Origin of the sequence: Kitasatospora sp. NPDC056184 (assembly GCF_042268405.1) — a bacterium.
Taxonomy (GTDB): domain Bacteria; phylum Actinomycetota; class Actinomycetes; order Streptomycetales; family Streptomycetaceae; genus Kitasatospora.
In genome coordinates, this window is record NZ_JBHJUI010000012.1 from 1 (window position 1) to 16,312 (window position 16,312).

Genomic DNA, 16,312 nt, shown 5'->3' on the forward strand with positions numbered 1-16,312 from the left:
TAACGACACGCCTCGGCCCGTAACCGGGAAGAGGTGGTGTTTCAGAGGATTGGCCGCCCCGGGACCGTCCGCGCAAACGCGTGTCCGGTGCTCCCTGCCGAGCGACTAGAGAACACTACGCCCATTCGGGTGCGAAGGCAAACGTCCTACTCGGACGATGCGGGTGCAGGCCGCACGGCCGGCCTTCACGTACTCCCCGTTGGGGTGGTCGTTGCCGGTGACCCAGTGGCGGGCGGCGGCCTCGTCCCGTCCGCCGGTGCGGTGGCGGTCGAGGAGGCGGGCCTCGCGGACGGCGTCGTCGGTCTCGACGTACCAGAGTTCGCGCAGCAGGTCCCGGGCCTCGGGCCAGGGGTGGTCGGCGGCGGCGAGGTAGTTGCCCTCGGTGACGACGAGGCGGGTGTGCGGGTGGACGACGTGCCGGGCGGCCACCGGCTCGTCGAGGCCGCGGTCGAAGTCGGGGACGTAGATGTCCTGGAAGCGCTCGGTCGCGACCCGGCGCAGCAGGGCGACGTAGCCGTCGGCGTCGAAGGTGGCGGGTGCGCCCTTGCGGTGGCCGAGGCCGAGGCGGTCGAGCTGGGCGGTGGAGAGGTGGAAGCCGTCGAGCGGGAGGTAGGCGGCGCTGCCCGGGCCCTCGTGGCGTTCGACCTCGGCGACGAGGTGCCGGGCCAGGGTGGACTTGCCGGAACCGGGCGGGCCGGCGAGGCCGAGGATGGTCCGGGCGTTGCTGGCGGGGCCGCGCAGCAGGCCGAGGGCGAGGGCCGCGAGGCTGTCCGCGTCGAGGTCGGTCACGATCCCCGTGGAGCGGTCCGCGTTCATGGGCGAACCCTACTCAGCGTTCGGCGAGGGCGGGAAGGTCCAGGGTGAGGGTGCCGGCGTCGGCGTCGAGCAGGGCGGGAACGCCGAGCGGAACGGTGAGGGTGGAGGGGCAGTGGCCGAAGCCCAGTTCCCAGACGATCGGGACGCCGAGCGGTCCGAGGCGGTCGAGCATGACGTCCCGGACCCGGTCGAGCGGGCCGCAGCCCTCCCAGGAGCCGAGGGCGATGCCGGTGACGCCGTCGAAGGCGCCGGAGCGCAGGAGCTGGGTGAGGATGCGGTCGAGCTGGTAGGGGTGCTCGTTGACGTCCTCCAGGAGCAAGATGCTGCCGGCGTAGGAGGGGCGGGCGGCGGGGGTGCCGCGTTCGGCGGCGAGGACGTGGGTGCAGCCGCCGGCGGTGATGCCGCGGGCCCGGCCGGGGACCAGGGCGGTGGCGGTGGCCGAGGTGAGGACGGTCGTGGCGGCGGGGTCGAAGAGGGTGCGGCGCAGGTGCTCGGCCGTGGGGCCGTCCTCCAGGAAGGTCGCCGTGGCGCTCATCGGGCCGTAGAGGGTGGCGAGGCCGAGGCGCTGGGCGAAGGCCTCGTGCAGGGAGGAGACGTCGCTGAAGCCGATCAGCACCTTGGGCGGGGCGGCGCGCAGGGCCTCCCAGTCGAGGAGGTCGACCATGCGGTGGACGCCGTAGCCGCCGCGGGCGCAGATGACGGCGTCGACGGTCGGGTCGAGCCAGGCGGACTGGAGGTCGGCGGCGCGGTCGGCGTCGGTGCCGGCGAGGTGGCCGAGGACGGGGTGGGTGTCGAGGACGTGCGGGGCGACGGTCACGCGCAGGTCCCAGGAGCGGAGCAGGGCGGTGCCGGCGGCGAGCCGCCCGGGGTCGATGGGGCCGCTGGTGGCGACCACGGTGACGTGGTCCCCGGGGCGGAGGTGCGGCGGGCGGGTCAGTCCTCGGCCGGAGGTGGTCGGGTGTTGGTCCATGGCCGGGTTCCTTCCGGGGTGGAGCGGGCCGGGGCGGGGTGGTCCCGGGGCCGGTGCGGGACCGGCCCCGAGAGGTTATGCCCCTGCCGCGTTCACAGCGATCCCATGACCTCGCGCACTTCGGCGAGGGTGGCGTCGGCGATCGCGTTGGCGCGTTCGGCGCCGGCGCGCAGGACCTCGCGCAGGTGGCCGCGGTCGGCGGCGAGTTCGGCCCGGCGGGCGCGGATCGGGCGGAAGTACTCGTTGACGGCCTCGGTGACGGTGCGCTTGAGCGCGGCCGCGCCGCCGTCGCCGATCTCCTCGGCGACCTCCTCGGGGGTGCGGTCCTGGCAGAGGGCGGCGAGCAGGAGGAGGTTGGAGACCTCGGGGCGGCCTGCGGGGTCGTAGCCGATGCGGCGGTCGGCGTCGGTCTTCGCGCCCTTGAGGAGCCGCGCGGTGGTGTCCTCGTCGGCGCCGAGCGGGATGGAGTTGCCGCGGCTCTTGCTCATCTTGCCGCCGTCGGTGCCGAGCAGCAGAGGGGCGGCGCCCAGCAGGGCCCGGGGGCGGGGGAAGACGGTGGTGCCGTCGGGGCGCGGGTAGCGCTCGTTGAACCGGCGGGCGACCGTGCGGGCGACCTCCAGGTGGGGCAGCTGGTCCTTGCCCACGGGGACCAGGTCGGCCTTGCAGAAGAGGATGTCGGCGGCCTGGTGGACCGGGTAGGTGAGCATCAGTCCGTTGACGGCGGCCTGGCTGGAGTGGGCGATCTCGTCCTTGACGGTGGGGTTGCGGTGGAGTTCGGCGACGCTGACCAGGCTGAGGAAGGGCAGCAGCAGCTGGTTGAGGGCGGGGACGGAGCTGTGGGTGAAGATCGTGGCGCGGTCGGCGTCGATGCCGGTGGCGAGGTAGTCCAGGACGAGGTTCTCGGTGTGCTCGGCGAGGCGGTCGGCGATGTCCCGGTCGGTGATGACCTGGTAGTCGGGGATGACCAGGAGCATCTCGACGCCCAGGCGCTGGAGGCGGACGCGGTTGCGGAGGCTGCCGAAGTAGTGGCCGAGGTGGAGCGGGCCGGTGGGGCGGTCGCCGGTGAGGACGCGGTGGGCGGCCGGGTTGCCGCGGACGCTCCCGTCGAGGTCGGCGAGGTCGTCGCGGTCGTCGAGGCCGGGCCGGCCGGTGGTGGCGGTGGTCGTGGTCACGGGGTTTCTCCTCGGTACGGCGGTGGTGGCGGCCGTCCGGGGCACGGGGCCCGTCCCGTCGGAGAAACGCAACAGGGCCGTCCATCCCGGACGGCCCTGGTCAGGCGTGGCTGGTGGCCGTCCTAGGACGGCCACCAGCTGAGACCTGCGAAGCGCTTCATGGGTTCGAGGATAGCGGGTGCCCGCTCGGGCCCGCCGTTCGGTTCCCCGGTCGCCGTCAGTCCTCGACGACGAGGGCGGGCGTGTCCTTGCGGAGCGTCTCGCCGCGGAAGAAGGCGGGCCGGTACACGCCGTAGACGGCCATGAGCACCGCGCCGAGCAGCAGGATGCCGACGCCGATGACGAACACCGAGCCGATGCCGAACACCGCGCCGCTGCCGTACTCCGGGTCCCAGGCGTCGGTGAGGGTCTGCAGGAAGACGCCGCTGAGCAGGATGCCGCCGAGCAGCGGGGCGATGCCCTTGACGACGAGGTCGCGCAGGCTGTCGCGGAGCGAGCGGCGGAAGTACCAGACGCAGGCGAAGGCGGTCAGCGCGTAGTAGAAGCAGATCATCAGGCCGAGGGCCAGGATGGTGTCCTGGACGACGTTCTCGCTGATCACGCTCATGCCGACGTAGAAGGCGGCGGTGGCGATGCCGGCCGCGACGGTCGCGAAGCCGGGGGTGCGGTGGCGCGGGTGGACGGCGCCGAAGCGCGGCGGCACGGCCCGGTAGGCGCTCATCGCGAGCAGGGTGCGGGCGACCGGGATGAAGGTGGTCTGCAGGCTGGCGGCGGCGCTGGCGACGACGGCCACGAAGAGCAGGATGCTCCACGGGGAGCCGAGCACCGGCCGGGCCAGGGCGGCGAACACGTTGTCGGCGGTGTCGGGGTTGCCGAGGCCGGTGCCGGTGGTGCCGACGCCGGCGAACATCTGGGCGGCGATCGCGACCAGCAGGTAGGAGCCGACCAGGGTGACCATCGAGATCATCGCGGCCCGGCCCGGGGTCTTGGCGCTGCCGCTGGTCTCCTCGTTCATGGTGAGGCAGGTGTCCCAGCCCCAGTACATGAAGATCGACAGGGACAGGCCGGCGGTGAACGCGCTGAACGAGCTCACTTCGAGCGGGTTGAGCCAGGAGGCGGAGAAGCCGACCGAGTCGGGCAGGTCGCCGGCGGCGGCCTTGGCGACGGCGATGGCGGAGAACAGCAGCAGGACGGCGAGTTGGAGGCCGACCAGGCTGTACTGGAACCACTTGGTGGCCGTCATGCCGCGGTAGCTCATCGCGGTGGCGGCGGCGATCAGCACGACGACGGTGGCCAGGTGGACCGCCTTGTTGTCGTTGAGGTCGGCGACGGCGCCGCTGCCGGTCATCTCGCCGAGCATGAGGTACAGGAAGTCGGTGGCCACCCCGGCGAGGTTGGACAGCACGATGATCGTGGCGACCGTCAGGCCCCAGCCGGCCATCCAGCCGATCCGGGGGCCGAAGGCCTTGACCGTCCAGGTGAAGGACGTGCCGCAGTCCGGGAAGTCCTTGTTCAGCTCCTTGTACGCGAACGCGACGAGCAGCATCGGCAGGAAGCCGGCCAGGAAGACCGCGGGCATCTGGACGCCGACGGCGGTGACCGTCGGGCCCAGGGTGGCGGTCAGGCAGTAGACCGGGGCGACCGTGGAGACGCCCAGGACCACGCTGCTCAGCAGGCCGACGGAGTTGCCCCGTAGACCCTTGTCCCCCGCTGCCCCCGTTGCCCCCGCCGCCTCCGGCGCTGTGCCGGGGGCTCCACCACTGGCGCCACTGACCGGGGCACCCTGCGGAGCGGCGGGCGCCGTTGCCCGGCCGCTGCTTCCGTGCTCTGAGAGCTGCTGATCAAACACCAGCGCACCCTAGGTGCGGGTGCCGAAGGTTGAGTAGGCCAACCCTTGGTGATCTCGGACACTCCCTTCGATTTGCCTGACAGTGGCCAGTTGTTGACCGGTGATGCATGGGTCGTTAAGGCGTGTACCTTTATTTCGAAGGGTCGTTACCGAATTGATTTGCCGGATATGCCACGGTTTGAGACGTTTCGGGGGCCGGATTCCGGACCCTCGGACGACGCGGCGGAGAGCCCGCCGTGAGCGTCGGATAGGTTTGCCTCACCTAACCCGACCCCTCCGTGAAGGAGTGCCGCGTGTCCCCCACCGCCGGCCGCCCGACCACCCCCCGCCCCACCCGCCGGACCCTGCTCACCGCGGCCCTCACCGGCGGAGCCGTACTCGGCCTCGGCGGACTGCTCACCGCCTGCGGCAGCTCGGACGGTTCGGGTTCCGGCTCCGCGTCCGGCGCCTCCGGCGGCGGGACGGCCAAGCCCTCCGGCGGCACCTCGCCGGACCAGAAGTCGGTCAAGCAGGGCGGCGACGACTACGCCACCGTGATCGAGAAGATGAAGGGCTTCGGCACCGACGCCGCCCCCGGCGTCTACCCCCGGACGATCAAGCACGCGATGGGCGAGACCGTCCTCCCCGCCAAGCCGACCCGGGTCGTGGTCCTCGACACCGGCGAGCTCGACAACGTGGTCTCGCTCGGCATCCAGCCGGTCGGCGTCGTCCACACCGACGGCTCCAAGACGATGCCGTCCTACCTCGGGGACAAGGCCGGCAGCCCCGCCAACGTCGGCACCATCAACAGCCTCAACCTGGAGGCCATCGCCGCGCTCAAGCCCGACCTGATCCTCGGCAGCCAGCTGCGCGCCCAGGACCAGTACGCGCAGCTCTCCAAGATCGCGCCGACCGTCTTCTCGCTGCGCCCGGGCTACCCGTGGAAGCAGAACTTCCTGCTCAACGCGACCCCGTTCGGCCTGGAGGCGGAGGCCAAGGCCCAGCTGGACGCCTACCAGGCGTCCGCCGCGGCGATCGGCGCCAAGCTCGGCGACAAGCGGCCGACCATCACGCCGCTGCGCTTCATGCCCGGCAAGACCCGCCTCTACGCGGAGCTGTCCTTCATCGGCACCATCCTCACCGACGCGCAGCTGCCGCAGCCCAAGATCGAGCAGGTCAAGGAGCTCGCGGTGGAGATCAGCCCCGAGCAGATCGACAAGGCCGACGCCGACTGGGTCTTCTACGGCGTCTACGGCACGCCCAGCTCCACCAACCAGGACGCAGTGCTCGGCGGGGCGCTGTGGAAGACGCTCGGCGCGGTCAAGTCCGGGCAGGCCCGGCCGGTCCCGGACGAGACCTGGTTCCTCGGTCTCGGCGTGGCCGCGGCCAACGTCGTCCTGGCCGACCTCAAGGGCTTCGTGGCGCCCGGCGCCTGACCGGCGCTTCGGGGGGCACGCCGTTCCGGGCCGAGGCGGTGTCAGGGCGTGGGACGGACGGGATGGGCGGGACGGACGGGATGAGCGGGACGGACGGGGTGGAACGGTGGCGTGGGGCACACGGGGCGGAAAGGCGCTTGGAGCAGATCGCCCGGTGCGGGAGGATCGACGGCACCGAACCCCGAAGGGCCCGTTGCCAATGACCACGCTCGACCAGACCGACGCCGACCGGCTCCCGTCGGCCACACCGCTCGCGCCGCCGTCGCCCGCCCGCCCGGACGGGGTCGCGGGGACCGCCGCGGACGGTGCGGCGACCGCCGCGCCGGTGAGCGGCGCCACCCGCTGCTCGATCGCGGCGGCGGGGACCGACGGCCGGGCGGCCGGCACGGCCGGGGTCCTGCCGGGCGGTACCGTGCCGCGGCCGCGCGGCGGCGGCAACGGGGGCGGAAGCCGGTCCGGTGAGACGGGGAGCCGGTCGGACGGCGTGGCCGGACCGGAGCGCGCGAGCGGCGGTGACGGTGGCGGCGAGGGCTTCGTCCGGCTCCAGCAGCCGCCGGCCGTCCAGGACCGGACCGTCCCCGTGCTGCGGGCGGCCCAGGAGGAACTGCGCACCGTCGTCACCCGTAGGCCGGCGCCCTCGCGCCGGCTGCGCCGGATGCACCCGCAGGCGGCCGGCGCCCTGCGGCCGGACACCGCGAGCCCCGGCCCGGTGCCGGCGGCGGACGTGCCGGCCGTGCCCGGGCCGCGTACCGGCGGCGACCGGAGCGGGACCGGAACCGCCGCCCGTCCGGTGGCGGGCCCCGAGGCACCGCTGGGCGTCCTGATCGGCGGTACCCCGCACCCGCCGGAGGCGGTGGGACGTCCCGGGCCCGCGGGGGTGTCCGGTCGCCCGGAGGAACGGCCCGCCGTCCGGGCCGCCGCCGAACTCGTCCGGCTCGGCCGGGGGACCTGTCTGGTGGTGCTGCCCGCCTGGCGGCCAGCGATCGCCGTCTCGGTGCCGACCGAGCACCTGCTGAGCGCCACCGGCCTCGCCTTCGAGCGGCTGGCCGGGGCACAGCTCTCCGTCGTGATCAACCCCGCCGCGCTGCACGACCGGGAGCTGGAGCTGCGGGACTGGCAGGCCGGTCCGCCCGGACGGCGGGCGGGGCGGCGCGGCGGGAACCGGACGATCTAGACCGGTCACCGGTCAGGGTCTGTCACCGGGCCTGTCACCGGGCCGGGCGTCGGTCAGGAACGGGCGGGCCGGGCGTTCGGGATGTAGCCGAGGTCGACCGGGTCGGGCGCGCGGCGGTCGGCGAGCCAGTCCTCCCGCACGGCGGCCAGCAGTTCGGGCAGCCGGGGCGGCCAGAGGGCGTCGGCGTCCTCGTCGGCGAGGTCCTCCGGGGTCCACCAGCGCCAATCGAGGATCTTGTCGGCGGCGTGCATGGCGCTGACGTCGCCGACCGGACCGCGGTGCGGACCGCTGGTGAGGTAGATGTGCTCGTGCTGGCGGACGGGCGTGCCGTGCCAGGTGAAGTCGTGCTCCCAGGTGCAGAGCAGCGGGCCGGGTTCGAGGTCGGACCAGCCGGTCTCCTCCCAGAGCTCGCGGCGCGCCCCCGTCCACGGTGTCTCGCCGGGCTCGATCCCGCCGCCCGGCATGGTCCAGTGCACGCCGACCTCGCTGTTGTCCGAGCGCAGGAGGAAGACGGAGCCCCCTTCGTCCAGGACGACCGTGCGGGCGGCCTGCCGCGGGATCCTTCGCGCGTTGCGCCACAGGTTTCGCATCGGGTCACTCTCGCAGCGGGCCGCCGCGGGCGTCGAGCGGATTCCGCCGGGCGTCGGGCGGGACGGGTGGGTCCGGTCGGCGGGACGGCTCCGGCCGACTGCCGACCGGGTTCCCGGGCCGGTCCGTCCGTCCGGGTCGAGGCCTGTGACGTCGGGGTTTTGACGGGCCCGACGATCAGTCGGTGGCCTTACCCTGACGCCCATGCCCGCACCCGCCTTCCTCCTCCCCTCCCATCCGCTGGACCCGCGCCGGGTCGACCCGCAGTTCGCCCGGGAGGCCAGGCTGCTGCGCGACCTGGGTGGCGAGCACCACCTGGTCGACCACGACGCGCTGCTCGCCGGGGACGCCCGCGCGGGCGTCCGCGGCGTGCCGACGGGGCGCGGGCCGCTCTGGTACCGGGGGTGGATGCTCCCCTCGCGGCGCTACGCGGACTTCGCCGCCGCCCTGGCGGAACGCGGCGGGCAGCTGCTGACGAGCCCGCCCGGGTACGCCTCGGCGCACGAGCTGCCGGGCTGGTACGAGGTGTTCGAGGGGGCCACCCCGCAGAGCGTCTGGCTGCCGCTGCCGGGCGCGGGGGTCGAAGCGGGCGCGGCCGGGCCGGGGGCCGGGATCGAGCCGCCCGGTGCGGAGCGGTTGGCACCGGCCGTCGCCCGGCTCGGCGGGCGCGGGCCGGCGATCGTCAAGGACTACGTGAAGTCCCGCAAGGAGGAGTGGGACGAGGCCTGCTACATCCCGGACCTGGCGGATCTGCCGGCCGTCGGACGGGTGGTCGCGCGGTTCGTGGAGCGGCAGGCCGAGCACCTGGCGGGCGGTGTGGTGCTGCGGCGGTTCGAGGAGTTCACCCGGGTGGTGTGGGACACCCGCGCCGCCCCGTCCGGCGGCGGTTCCGAGCACGCCTCGGACGAAGGGCGGGACGGGGGCCGCGACGCGGGTGGGGACACGGGCCGGGAGGGGCGGCGGCGGGCGGTGGAGGCCCGGGTGTGGTGGCTGGACGGCGAGCCGGTGCTGGTCGGGCCGCACCCGGACCTGCCCGGCTGCCCGGCCGCTCCCGACCTGTCCGTGGTCCGACCGCTGGTGCGGGCGCTGGGCTGCCGGTTCGTCACCACCGACCTCGCCGAGCGGGCGGACGGCTCCGGCTGGCGGGTGGTCGAGGTCGGGGACGGGCAGGTGAGCGAGCTGCCCCGGGGAATCGACCCCTCCGGGCTGCTGATCGCACTGCTCGCGGCGTGACGGGCGCGGCGTGACCGGGGTGCCGTGACGGGGCGGCGGGCGCCGGTTGCGACGCCCGCCGTCCGGCCTGGTTATCCGACGATCACGTCTGAGGCCGGTACGGGAGCGGCGCCGCTCCCGCCGTGACCCTCCGCCACGAACGCCTGCCAGAGCCGGGTGTACGCCCCGTTCTGGGCGAGCAGTTCGCCGTGCGTGCCGTCCTCGACCACCCGGCCGTGGTCCAGCACCACGACCCGGTCGGCGCGCTCGGCGGTGGTCAGCCGGTGGGCGATGACCAGCGTGGTGCGGCCGCCGCTGAGCCGGTCCGCGGCGTGGTTGACCGCCGCCTCGGTCGCCAGGTCGAGCGCCGCGGTGGCCTCGTCCAGCAGCAGGATGTCCGGGTCGACCAGCTCCGCCCGGGCCAGCGCGATCAGCTGGCGCTGGCCCGCCGAGAGGTTCCGGCCCCGGCCCGCGACCTCGTGCTCGTAGCCGCCGGACAGCCGGACGATCATGTCGTGCGCGCCGACCGCCCGGGCCGCCGCCTCCACCTCGGCCGGCGTGGCGCCGGGCCGGCCGTACGCGATCGCCTCGCGCACCGTCCCGGCGAACAGGTAGGCCTCCTGCGGCACCACGCCGAGCCGGTGCCGGTACTGCGCGAGGTCGTAGCGGGTCAGGTCCACGCCGTCGACCCGCACGGTGCCGGCGGTCGCGTCGTAGAACCGGGCCACCAGCTTGACCAGGGTCGACTTGCCGGCCCCCGTCTCGCCGACCAGCGCCACCGTCTGCCCGGCGGGGATCCGCAGGCTGATGTCGGTGAGGACGTCCGGAGCGCCGTCCGCGCCGCCGTTGTAGGCGAAGCCGACGCGGTCGAACTCGATCTCGCCGCGCAGTCCGGCCGGGACGGGCACCGGGTCGGCGGTCTGCGCCGTGCTGGTCGGGGTGCGCAGCAGGTCGCGGGTCCGGCCGAGGCCCACCGCCGCCTGCTGGTAGCCGTCGAACACCTGGGAGAGCTGGTTGACGGGGGCGAAGAACAGGTCGATGTAGAGCAGGTACGCGACCAGCGCGCCGACCGTGAGCGTCCCGGCGTCCACCCGCGACGCGCCGACGATCAGCACCAGCGCGGCGGCCACGCTGGAGAGGAACTGCACGAACGGGAAGTACAGCGAGATGTAGAGCTGGGCCCGGACCCGGGCGTCCCGGTAGGCGATGCCGCGGGCGACGAAGCGGTCCGTGTTGGTGTCCAGCCGGCGGAACGCCTGGACGATCCGCATGCCGGCCACGTTCTCCTGCAGGTCGGCGTTGACCGTGCTGATGAGGTCCCGGGAGATCTCGTACTGGGCCTTGGACTTCCGACGGAACACCAGGGTGGCCACCACCAGCAGCGGCAGGACCGCGAAGACCGCGAGGGCGAGCCCGGCGTCGATCACCAGCAGGGCGGCGAGGATGCCGAGGAAGGTCAGCAGGCTGACGACCGCCGTGACCACGCCGGTCTGGAGGAACGAGGTGAGCGAGTCCAGGTCGGTGGTCATCCGGGTCATGATCCGGCCGGACAGCTCGCGCTCGTAGTAGTCGAGGCCGAGTCGGTTGAGGTGGGCGAAGATCTTGAGCCGGAGCGAGTAGAGCACCCGCTCGCCGGTGCGGCCGCTGACCCGGTTCTCGGCGCTCTGCACCAGCCAGTCGAGCAGCACGACCGCCAGGGCGGCGAGCGAGGCGACGGCGACGCCGGTCATGACGCCCTTGCTGACGCCGTCGTCGATGCCGTGCCGGATCAGGATCGGCAGGACCAGCCCGGCGCCCGCGTCCAGGGCGACCAGCAGCAGGGCGAGGGCGAGCGGTGCGCGGAAGGGGCGCAGCAGGCGGCGGAGGCTGAAGTCGGGGTCGCCCCGCTCGGCCTCGGCGCGGGGGATCTCCGGGCTGTCGGTGGCCGGCGGGAGGGCGGTGACCTTGGCGAGCAGGTCGGGTGCGGCGGTGCGGGCCGCCTTGGCCAGGGCCGGGGTGGGCATCGCGGGGCGGGCGGGCGGTGCGGCGGGGGCCGGCGCGGCGGGGGCCTTCGCTTCCGCCGGGTCCGCCTGATCCGCCTGGTCGGCCGGGTCTGTCGGGGCGGCCGGGTCGGCCGGGTCTGTGGGGTTCGCAGCGGCGCGGGCGCCGGGGGCGCGACCGGCCTCGGGGTCGGTGATCAGGGCCCGGTACCGGGGACATCGGGCTTCGAGTTCCTCGTGCGTGCCGAGGTCCAGCAGACGGCCGTGGTCGAGGACGGCGATCCGGTCGGCCAGCTGGAGGGTGGAGCGGCGGTGGGCGATCAGCAGCGTGGTGCGGCCGGCCATGACGGAGCGCAGCGCGTCGTGGATCTCCGCCTCGATCTGCGGGTCGACCGCCGAGGTGGCGTCGTCCAGGAGCAGGATGCGGGGGTCGGTGAGGATCGCCCGGGCCAGGGCGATGCGCTGGCGCTGGCCGCCGGAGAGGGTGAGGCCCTGCTCGCCGACCTTGGTTTCGTAGCCGTCGGGCAGGGCCCGGACGAACTCGTCGGCCTGGGCGGCGCGGGCGGCGGCGACGATCTGCTCGTCGGTGGCGTCCGGGCGGCCGTAGGCGATGTTGGTGCGGACCGTCTCGGAGAAGAGGAAGCTCTCCTCGGGCACGGTGCCGACGGCCGCCCGGACCGAGTCGAGGGTCAGGTCGCGCAGGTCGTGGCCGTAGAGGCGGACGGCGCCGGCCGCGGGGTCGTAGAACCGCGGCACCAGCTGCGCGACGGTGGACTTGCCCGAGCCGGACGCGCCGACCAGGGCCAGGGTCTCGCCGGGGGCGAGGCGGAGGCTGAGGTCGTGCAGCACGGGCGAGGGGTGCTCGGGGTCGTAACGGAAGCCGACCCGGTCGAACTCCAGCGCCACCTCGGTGGTGAGCGGGCCGACCACGCGCGGAGCCGCGGCCGGCGAGGCCTCGTTCGCCGTGGACCTGTTCGCCGCGGGGGCTTCGGTGTCGGGAGTGGTGGCCGGCTCCGGAGCGGGGGCCTGGACGGGGTCGAGGGCGAGGTCGAGCGTGACGGCGTCCGGGCGCTCCTGGACCAGCGGGCGCTCGTCGATCAGCTGGAGCACGCGCTCGACCCCGGCGCGGGCCTGCTGACCGACCGTGATGACCATGGTCAGCATCCGGACCGGGCCGGTCATCTGCGCCACGTAGGTGGAGAAGGCGACGAAGGTGCCGAGCGAGACCCGGCCGTCGACCGCCAGCCAGCCGCCGAAGGCGAGCACCGCCACCTGGGCGAGTGCGGGGATGGCCTGCATGGCGGGGTTGTAGCGGCTGTTGAGCCGGATCGAGCGGAGTCGGGCCGCGAAGAGGCGGCCCGAGGCCGCCTCCAGCTTGTCCAGCTCCTGGGCCTCCTGGCCGAAGCCCTTGACCACCCGGACGCCGCCGATCGCCTCGTCGACCACGCCGGCGACGGCTGCGGCCTCCTGCTGGGCCGCCCAGGTGGCGGGGAAGAGCCGCTTGCGGCTGAGCGCCGAGACCCACCAGAGCGCCGGGGCCATGACCAGGGCGACCAGGGTGAGCGGCGGCGAGAGCCAGATCATGACGCCCAGCGACATCGCGAACATGATCAGGTAGCCGGTCATCATGGGCAGCATCGAGAGCAGCCCGTTGACCAACTGGAGGTCGGAGGTCGCGCGGCCGACCACCTGGCCGGTGTCCAGGCGGTCCTGGCGGTGGCCGTCGAGCCTGCCGAGCGAGCGGAAGAGGTCGGCGCGCAGGTCGTGCTGGACGTCGACGGCGAGCTGCCCGCCGTAGTAGCGGCGGACCTGGGTGCAGCCGAACACCACGGCGGCGGCCAGCAGCAGGATCACGGCCCACGGGGCGAGCGGGCGGCTGTGCGCGGTGATCACGTCGTCGATGATCACCTTGGTGACCAGGGGCACCAGGGCGGTGACGGCCATGCCGAGGAGCGAGGCGCCGAAGGCGAGCAGCACGCTGCGCCGGGAGCGCCAGCAGTAGCCGAGCAACCGCCGGAGCCAGCCCGGGCCGTCGGTGCCGCCGCTTTCGCCGCCCTCGCCCTCGGCACCGGGGCCGCTGCCCCCGCCGGTGTCGGAGTAGGTGTCGGTGTCGGTGTCGGCGGTGGTCGTGGGGTCCGGGGCCGTGCCCGGTCGGGCGTGCCCGTTCCCGGACCCGCCCGGGGTGTCGGTTCGGGTGCCGCTCGGGGAAAGCTCCACCGTAGATCCGTGAGTCTCAGGCATATTTAGGGATGCTAACCATTCCGTCGGGTGGCCGCCATGGAGTTTCAGGCCAGGGCGAGCCGGTGGTCCCGGCCCGACGGAGGGGGCAACAGCCCGCAACCTGCGGTGATTCCCGGCGGACCGGACCGGCGCGCTCACCACCAGGGTCGCCGACGGGCCCGGAACCGCCCACCGCCCACCGGCGCAGGAGGCCGACCTTCCTTGGTCCTAGGGCGCCGGGCCGAGCGCGCACCGCCCCGGAGCGGCCCGGCGTCAGCCCGGTGTCAGCCCCTCGACCGGCCTGCCGCTCGGCCTTCGGACGACCCTCGGACGCCGCCCCCCGGACGGCGCAACGGGCCCCGGCGGGGCGCGGGCTCAGGCCCGCGCGCCGGCGCCGGTCTCCGCCCGGGCGGCCTCGGCGGCGGCGCGGGCGGTGTCGGCGGCGACGGCTTCGGCGGCGACGGCTTCGGCGGCTGCCGAGAAGGCCCCGTGCGCCAGGCTGTGCAGCAGCGCGGCCATCGCGTCGCGCGGCAGCCCGACCCGTTCGTCGCCCTGGGCGGGGTTGGGGCCGTGGCTGTGCGGGGTGGAGTTGATCAGCCCGAAGACGGCGTGCACGGACGCCCGGGCGACCGGCTCGGCGGAGGGTGCCGCGAGCGGCGGGTAGGCCTGCCGGACCACGTCGACCCAGAGTTCCACGTAGGCGCGCTGGAGGCGGCGGACGGTCCGGCGGTCCTCCTCGCGGAGGTTGAGCAGCTCGCGGTCGTGCAGGGTGATCAGGTCGCGGTCGTCGAGCGCGAAGTCGACGTGGCCGCCGATCAGCGCGTCCAGCGCGGCGGCCGGCCCCTCGTTGCCGCCCGCCCGGCGGCGCCCCTCCTCCAGCAGCCGCTCACTGATGCCGACGAGCAGGTCGGCGAGCATCGCGTCCTTGCCGGCGAAGTGCCGGTAGAGCGCGGGGCCGCTGATCCCGACCGCCTTGCCGATCTCGTCCACGCCGACGCCCAGGAAGCCCCGGGCCGCGAACAACCGGGCGGCCTCCTTGCGGATCTGGTCGCGGCGCGGGAGCCCGGAGGCGGGCGGGACGTTCGGCATGCCGCCCATCGTAGACAGTGGGGTTATCGGTCGTTAACCTGGGCGACGGAAGTTAACGTTCATTAACGTGTGGGGGTCGCGGGCTCACCAGCCCCGTCGGCCCACCTGCCGCCGAGGGCAAGGGAGCTCTTGGAATGGTCATCTCCACCGCCGGCGCACCCACCGGCATCAACGGCAGCGCGGCGGCCGGCACCCCGGGCGCCGCCGCACCGGCACCCCGGCTCGCCACGGCCGCCGACCCCGGTTCCGAGGCGTACCGGACGAACACCGCCGCCCACCGGGCCCTGGTCGCCGAACTGCGCGAGAAGCTCGGTGCGGCCGCGCTCGGCGGCGGCGCCAAGGCCCGCGCCCGCCACACCGCGCGCGGCAAGCTGCTCCCCCGCGACCGGGTGGACACCCTGCTCGACCCGGCCTCGCCCTTCCTCGAACTGGCCCCGCTGGCGGCCGACGGGATGTACGAGGGCGCCGCCCCGGCCGCCGGGGTGATCGCCGGCATCGGCCGGGTCGCCGGGCGCGAGGTGGTCGTGGTCGCCAACGACGCCACCGTCAAGGGCGGCACCTACTACCCGATGACGGTCAAGAAGCACCTGCGCGCCCAGGAGGTCGCGCTGGAGAACCGGCTTCCCTGCGTCTACCTGGTCGACTCCGGCGGCGCCTTCCTCCCGATGCAGGACGAGGTCTTCCCGGACCGCGACCACTTCGGCCGGATCTTCTACAACCAGGCGCGCCTCTCGGCCGCGGGCATCCCGCAGATCGCCGCCGTGCTCGGCTCCTGCACGGCCGGCGGCGCGTACGTCCCGGCGATGAGCGACCAGGCCGTCATCGTCCGCAACCAGGGCACCATCTTCCTCGGCGGACCGCCGCTGGTGAAGGCGGCCACCGGCGAGGTGGTCACGGCCGAGGAACTCGGCGGCGGCGACCTGCACGCGCGGACCTCCGGCGTCACGGACCACCTGGCCGAGGACGACGCCCACGCCCTGTCGATCGTCCGCACCATCGTCGCCGGGCTCGGTCCGCGACCGGCCCGCCCGTGGCCGCTCACCCCGGCCGAGCCGCCGGCCGTCGACCCGGCCGGCCTGTACGGGGCCGTCCCGGTCGACCCGCGCACGCCCTACGACGTGCGCGAGGTGATCGCCCGGCTCGTCGACGGCAGCCGGTTCGCCGAGTTCAAGGCCGAGTACGGCGCGACCCTGGTGACCGGGTTCGCCCGGATCCACGGCCACCCCGTCGGCATCGTCGCCAACAACGGCGTGCTGTTCGCCGAGTCCGCCCTCAAGGGCGCCCACTTCATCGAGTTGTGCGACCAGCGGGGCATCCCCCTCCTCTTCCTGCAGAACATCACCGGGTTCATGGTCGGCCGGCAGTACGAGGCGGGCGGCATCGCCAAGCACGGCGCCAAGATGGTCAACGCCGTCGCCTGCACCCGCGTCCCGAAGCTGACGGTGGTGATCGGCGGCTCGTACGGAGCCGGCAACTACTCGATGTGCGGCCGGGCCTACTCACCCCGCTTCCTGTGGATGTGGCCGAACGCCAAGATCTCCGTGATGGGCGGCGAGCAGGCCGCGTCGGTGCTGGCCACCGTCCGCCGCGACCAGTTGGAGGCGCACGGCGAGCAGTGGCCCGCCGAGGCGGAGGAGGAGTTCAAGCGCCCCGTGCGCGAGCAGTACGAGCGCCAGGGCAACGCCTACTACGCCACCGCCCGGCTCTGGGACGACGGGGTGATCGACCCGATGGACACCCGGACCGTGCTCGGTCTGGCGCTCACCGCCTGCGCCAACGCCCCGCTCCCGGCGCCCGGCCCGTTCGGCGTCTTCCGGATGTAGCGCTC

Annotated in this window: 11 protein-coding genes; 4 read left to right on the forward strand and 7 right to left on the reverse strand. The window is 74.2% G+C overall.

The annotated features are described in order from the left end of the window. Positions 1-105: 105 nt before the first annotated feature. From ACFC0B_RS23490 to ACFC0B_RS23505, 4 genes are all read right to left on the reverse strand, one after another. Positions 106-816, reverse strand: coding sequence for a nucleoside/nucleotide kinase family protein (locus ACFC0B_RS23490; protein WP_376089014.1), 711 nt, complete (start codon positions 814-816; stop codon positions 106-108). Positions 817-829: 13 nt separating this feature from the next. Then, a complete protein-coding gene (locus tag ACFC0B_RS23495; RefSeq protein ID WP_376089017.1) occupies positions 830-1,786 on the reverse strand; it encodes an LD-carboxypeptidase in 957 nt (318 codons plus the stop codon). A gap of 92 nt (positions 1,787-1,878) precedes the next feature. After that, positions 1,879-2,958 (reverse strand): tryptophan--tRNA ligase, encoded by a 1,080-nt coding sequence (gene trpS, locus ACFC0B_RS23500; protein WP_376089020.1) that lies wholly within the window; start codon positions 2,956-2,958, stop codon positions 1,879-1,881. A gap of 217 nt (positions 2,959-3,175) precedes the next feature. Next, complete coding sequence (locus ACFC0B_RS23505; protein ID WP_376089023.1) at positions 3,176-4,807, reverse strand: APC family permease; 1,632 nt, start codon at positions 4,805-4,807, stop codon at positions 3,176-3,178. Positions 4,808-5,100: 293 nt separating this feature from the next. Here ACFC0B_RS23505 and ACFC0B_RS23510 point away from each other — a divergent pair, with 293 nt between their 5' ends. Both ACFC0B_RS23510 and ACFC0B_RS23515 read left to right on the forward strand, forming a co-directional pair. Beyond that, positions 5,101-6,222, forward strand: coding sequence for an ABC transporter substrate-binding protein (locus ACFC0B_RS23510; protein ID WP_376089026.1), 1,122 nt, complete (start codon positions 5,101-5,103; stop codon positions 6,220-6,222). A 199-nt stretch (positions 6,223-6,421) separates the two neighbouring features. Further along, the gene (locus tag ACFC0B_RS23515; protein ID WP_376089029.1) at positions 6,422-7,396 is read left to right on the forward strand and encodes a hypothetical protein; all 975 of its coding nucleotides are present in this window, start codon (positions 6,422-6,424) and stop codon (positions 7,394-7,396) included. 53 nt (positions 7,397-7,449) lie between these two features. Here the strand turns inward: ACFC0B_RS23515 and ACFC0B_RS23520 are convergent, their stop codons facing one another. Then, positions 7,450-7,986 carry an NUDIX hydrolase gene (locus ACFC0B_RS23520; protein ID WP_376089032.1) on the reverse strand — a complete coding sequence of 179 codons (537 nt, stop codon included), beginning with the start codon at positions 7,984-7,986 and terminating at the stop codon, positions 7,450-7,452. Between the two features lie 202 nt (positions 7,987-8,188). On the opposite strand from ACFC0B_RS23520, the gene ACFC0B_RS23525 reads away from it, so the two are divergent. Beyond that, entirely contained in the window at positions 8,189-9,217 is a 1,029-nt protein-coding gene (locus ACFC0B_RS23525) for an ATP-grasp domain-containing protein (protein ID WP_376089035.1), read from the forward strand. A gap of 71 nt (positions 9,218-9,288) precedes the next feature. On the opposite strand, the gene ACFC0B_RS23530 is transcribed toward ACFC0B_RS23525, so the two are convergent. Both ACFC0B_RS23530 and ACFC0B_RS23535 read right to left on the reverse strand, forming a co-directional pair. After that, entirely contained in the window at positions 9,289-13,416 is a 4,128-nt protein-coding gene (locus tag ACFC0B_RS23530; protein WP_376089038.1) for an ABC transporter ATP-binding protein, read from the reverse strand. Positions 13,417-13,770: 354 nt separating this feature from the next. Continuing rightward, positions 13,771-14,484, reverse strand: coding sequence for a TetR/AcrR family transcriptional regulator (locus ACFC0B_RS23535; protein ID WP_376089041.1), 714 nt, complete (start codon positions 14,482-14,484; stop codon positions 13,771-13,773). A gap of 134 nt (positions 14,485-14,618) precedes the next feature. Here ACFC0B_RS23535 and ACFC0B_RS23540 point away from each other — a divergent pair, with 134 nt between their 5' ends. Then, complete coding sequence (locus tag ACFC0B_RS23540; RefSeq protein WP_376089044.1) at positions 14,619-16,307, forward strand: carboxyl transferase domain-containing protein; 1,689 nt, start codon at positions 14,619-14,621, stop codon at positions 16,305-16,307. Positions 16,308-16,312: the final 5 nt, after the last annotated feature.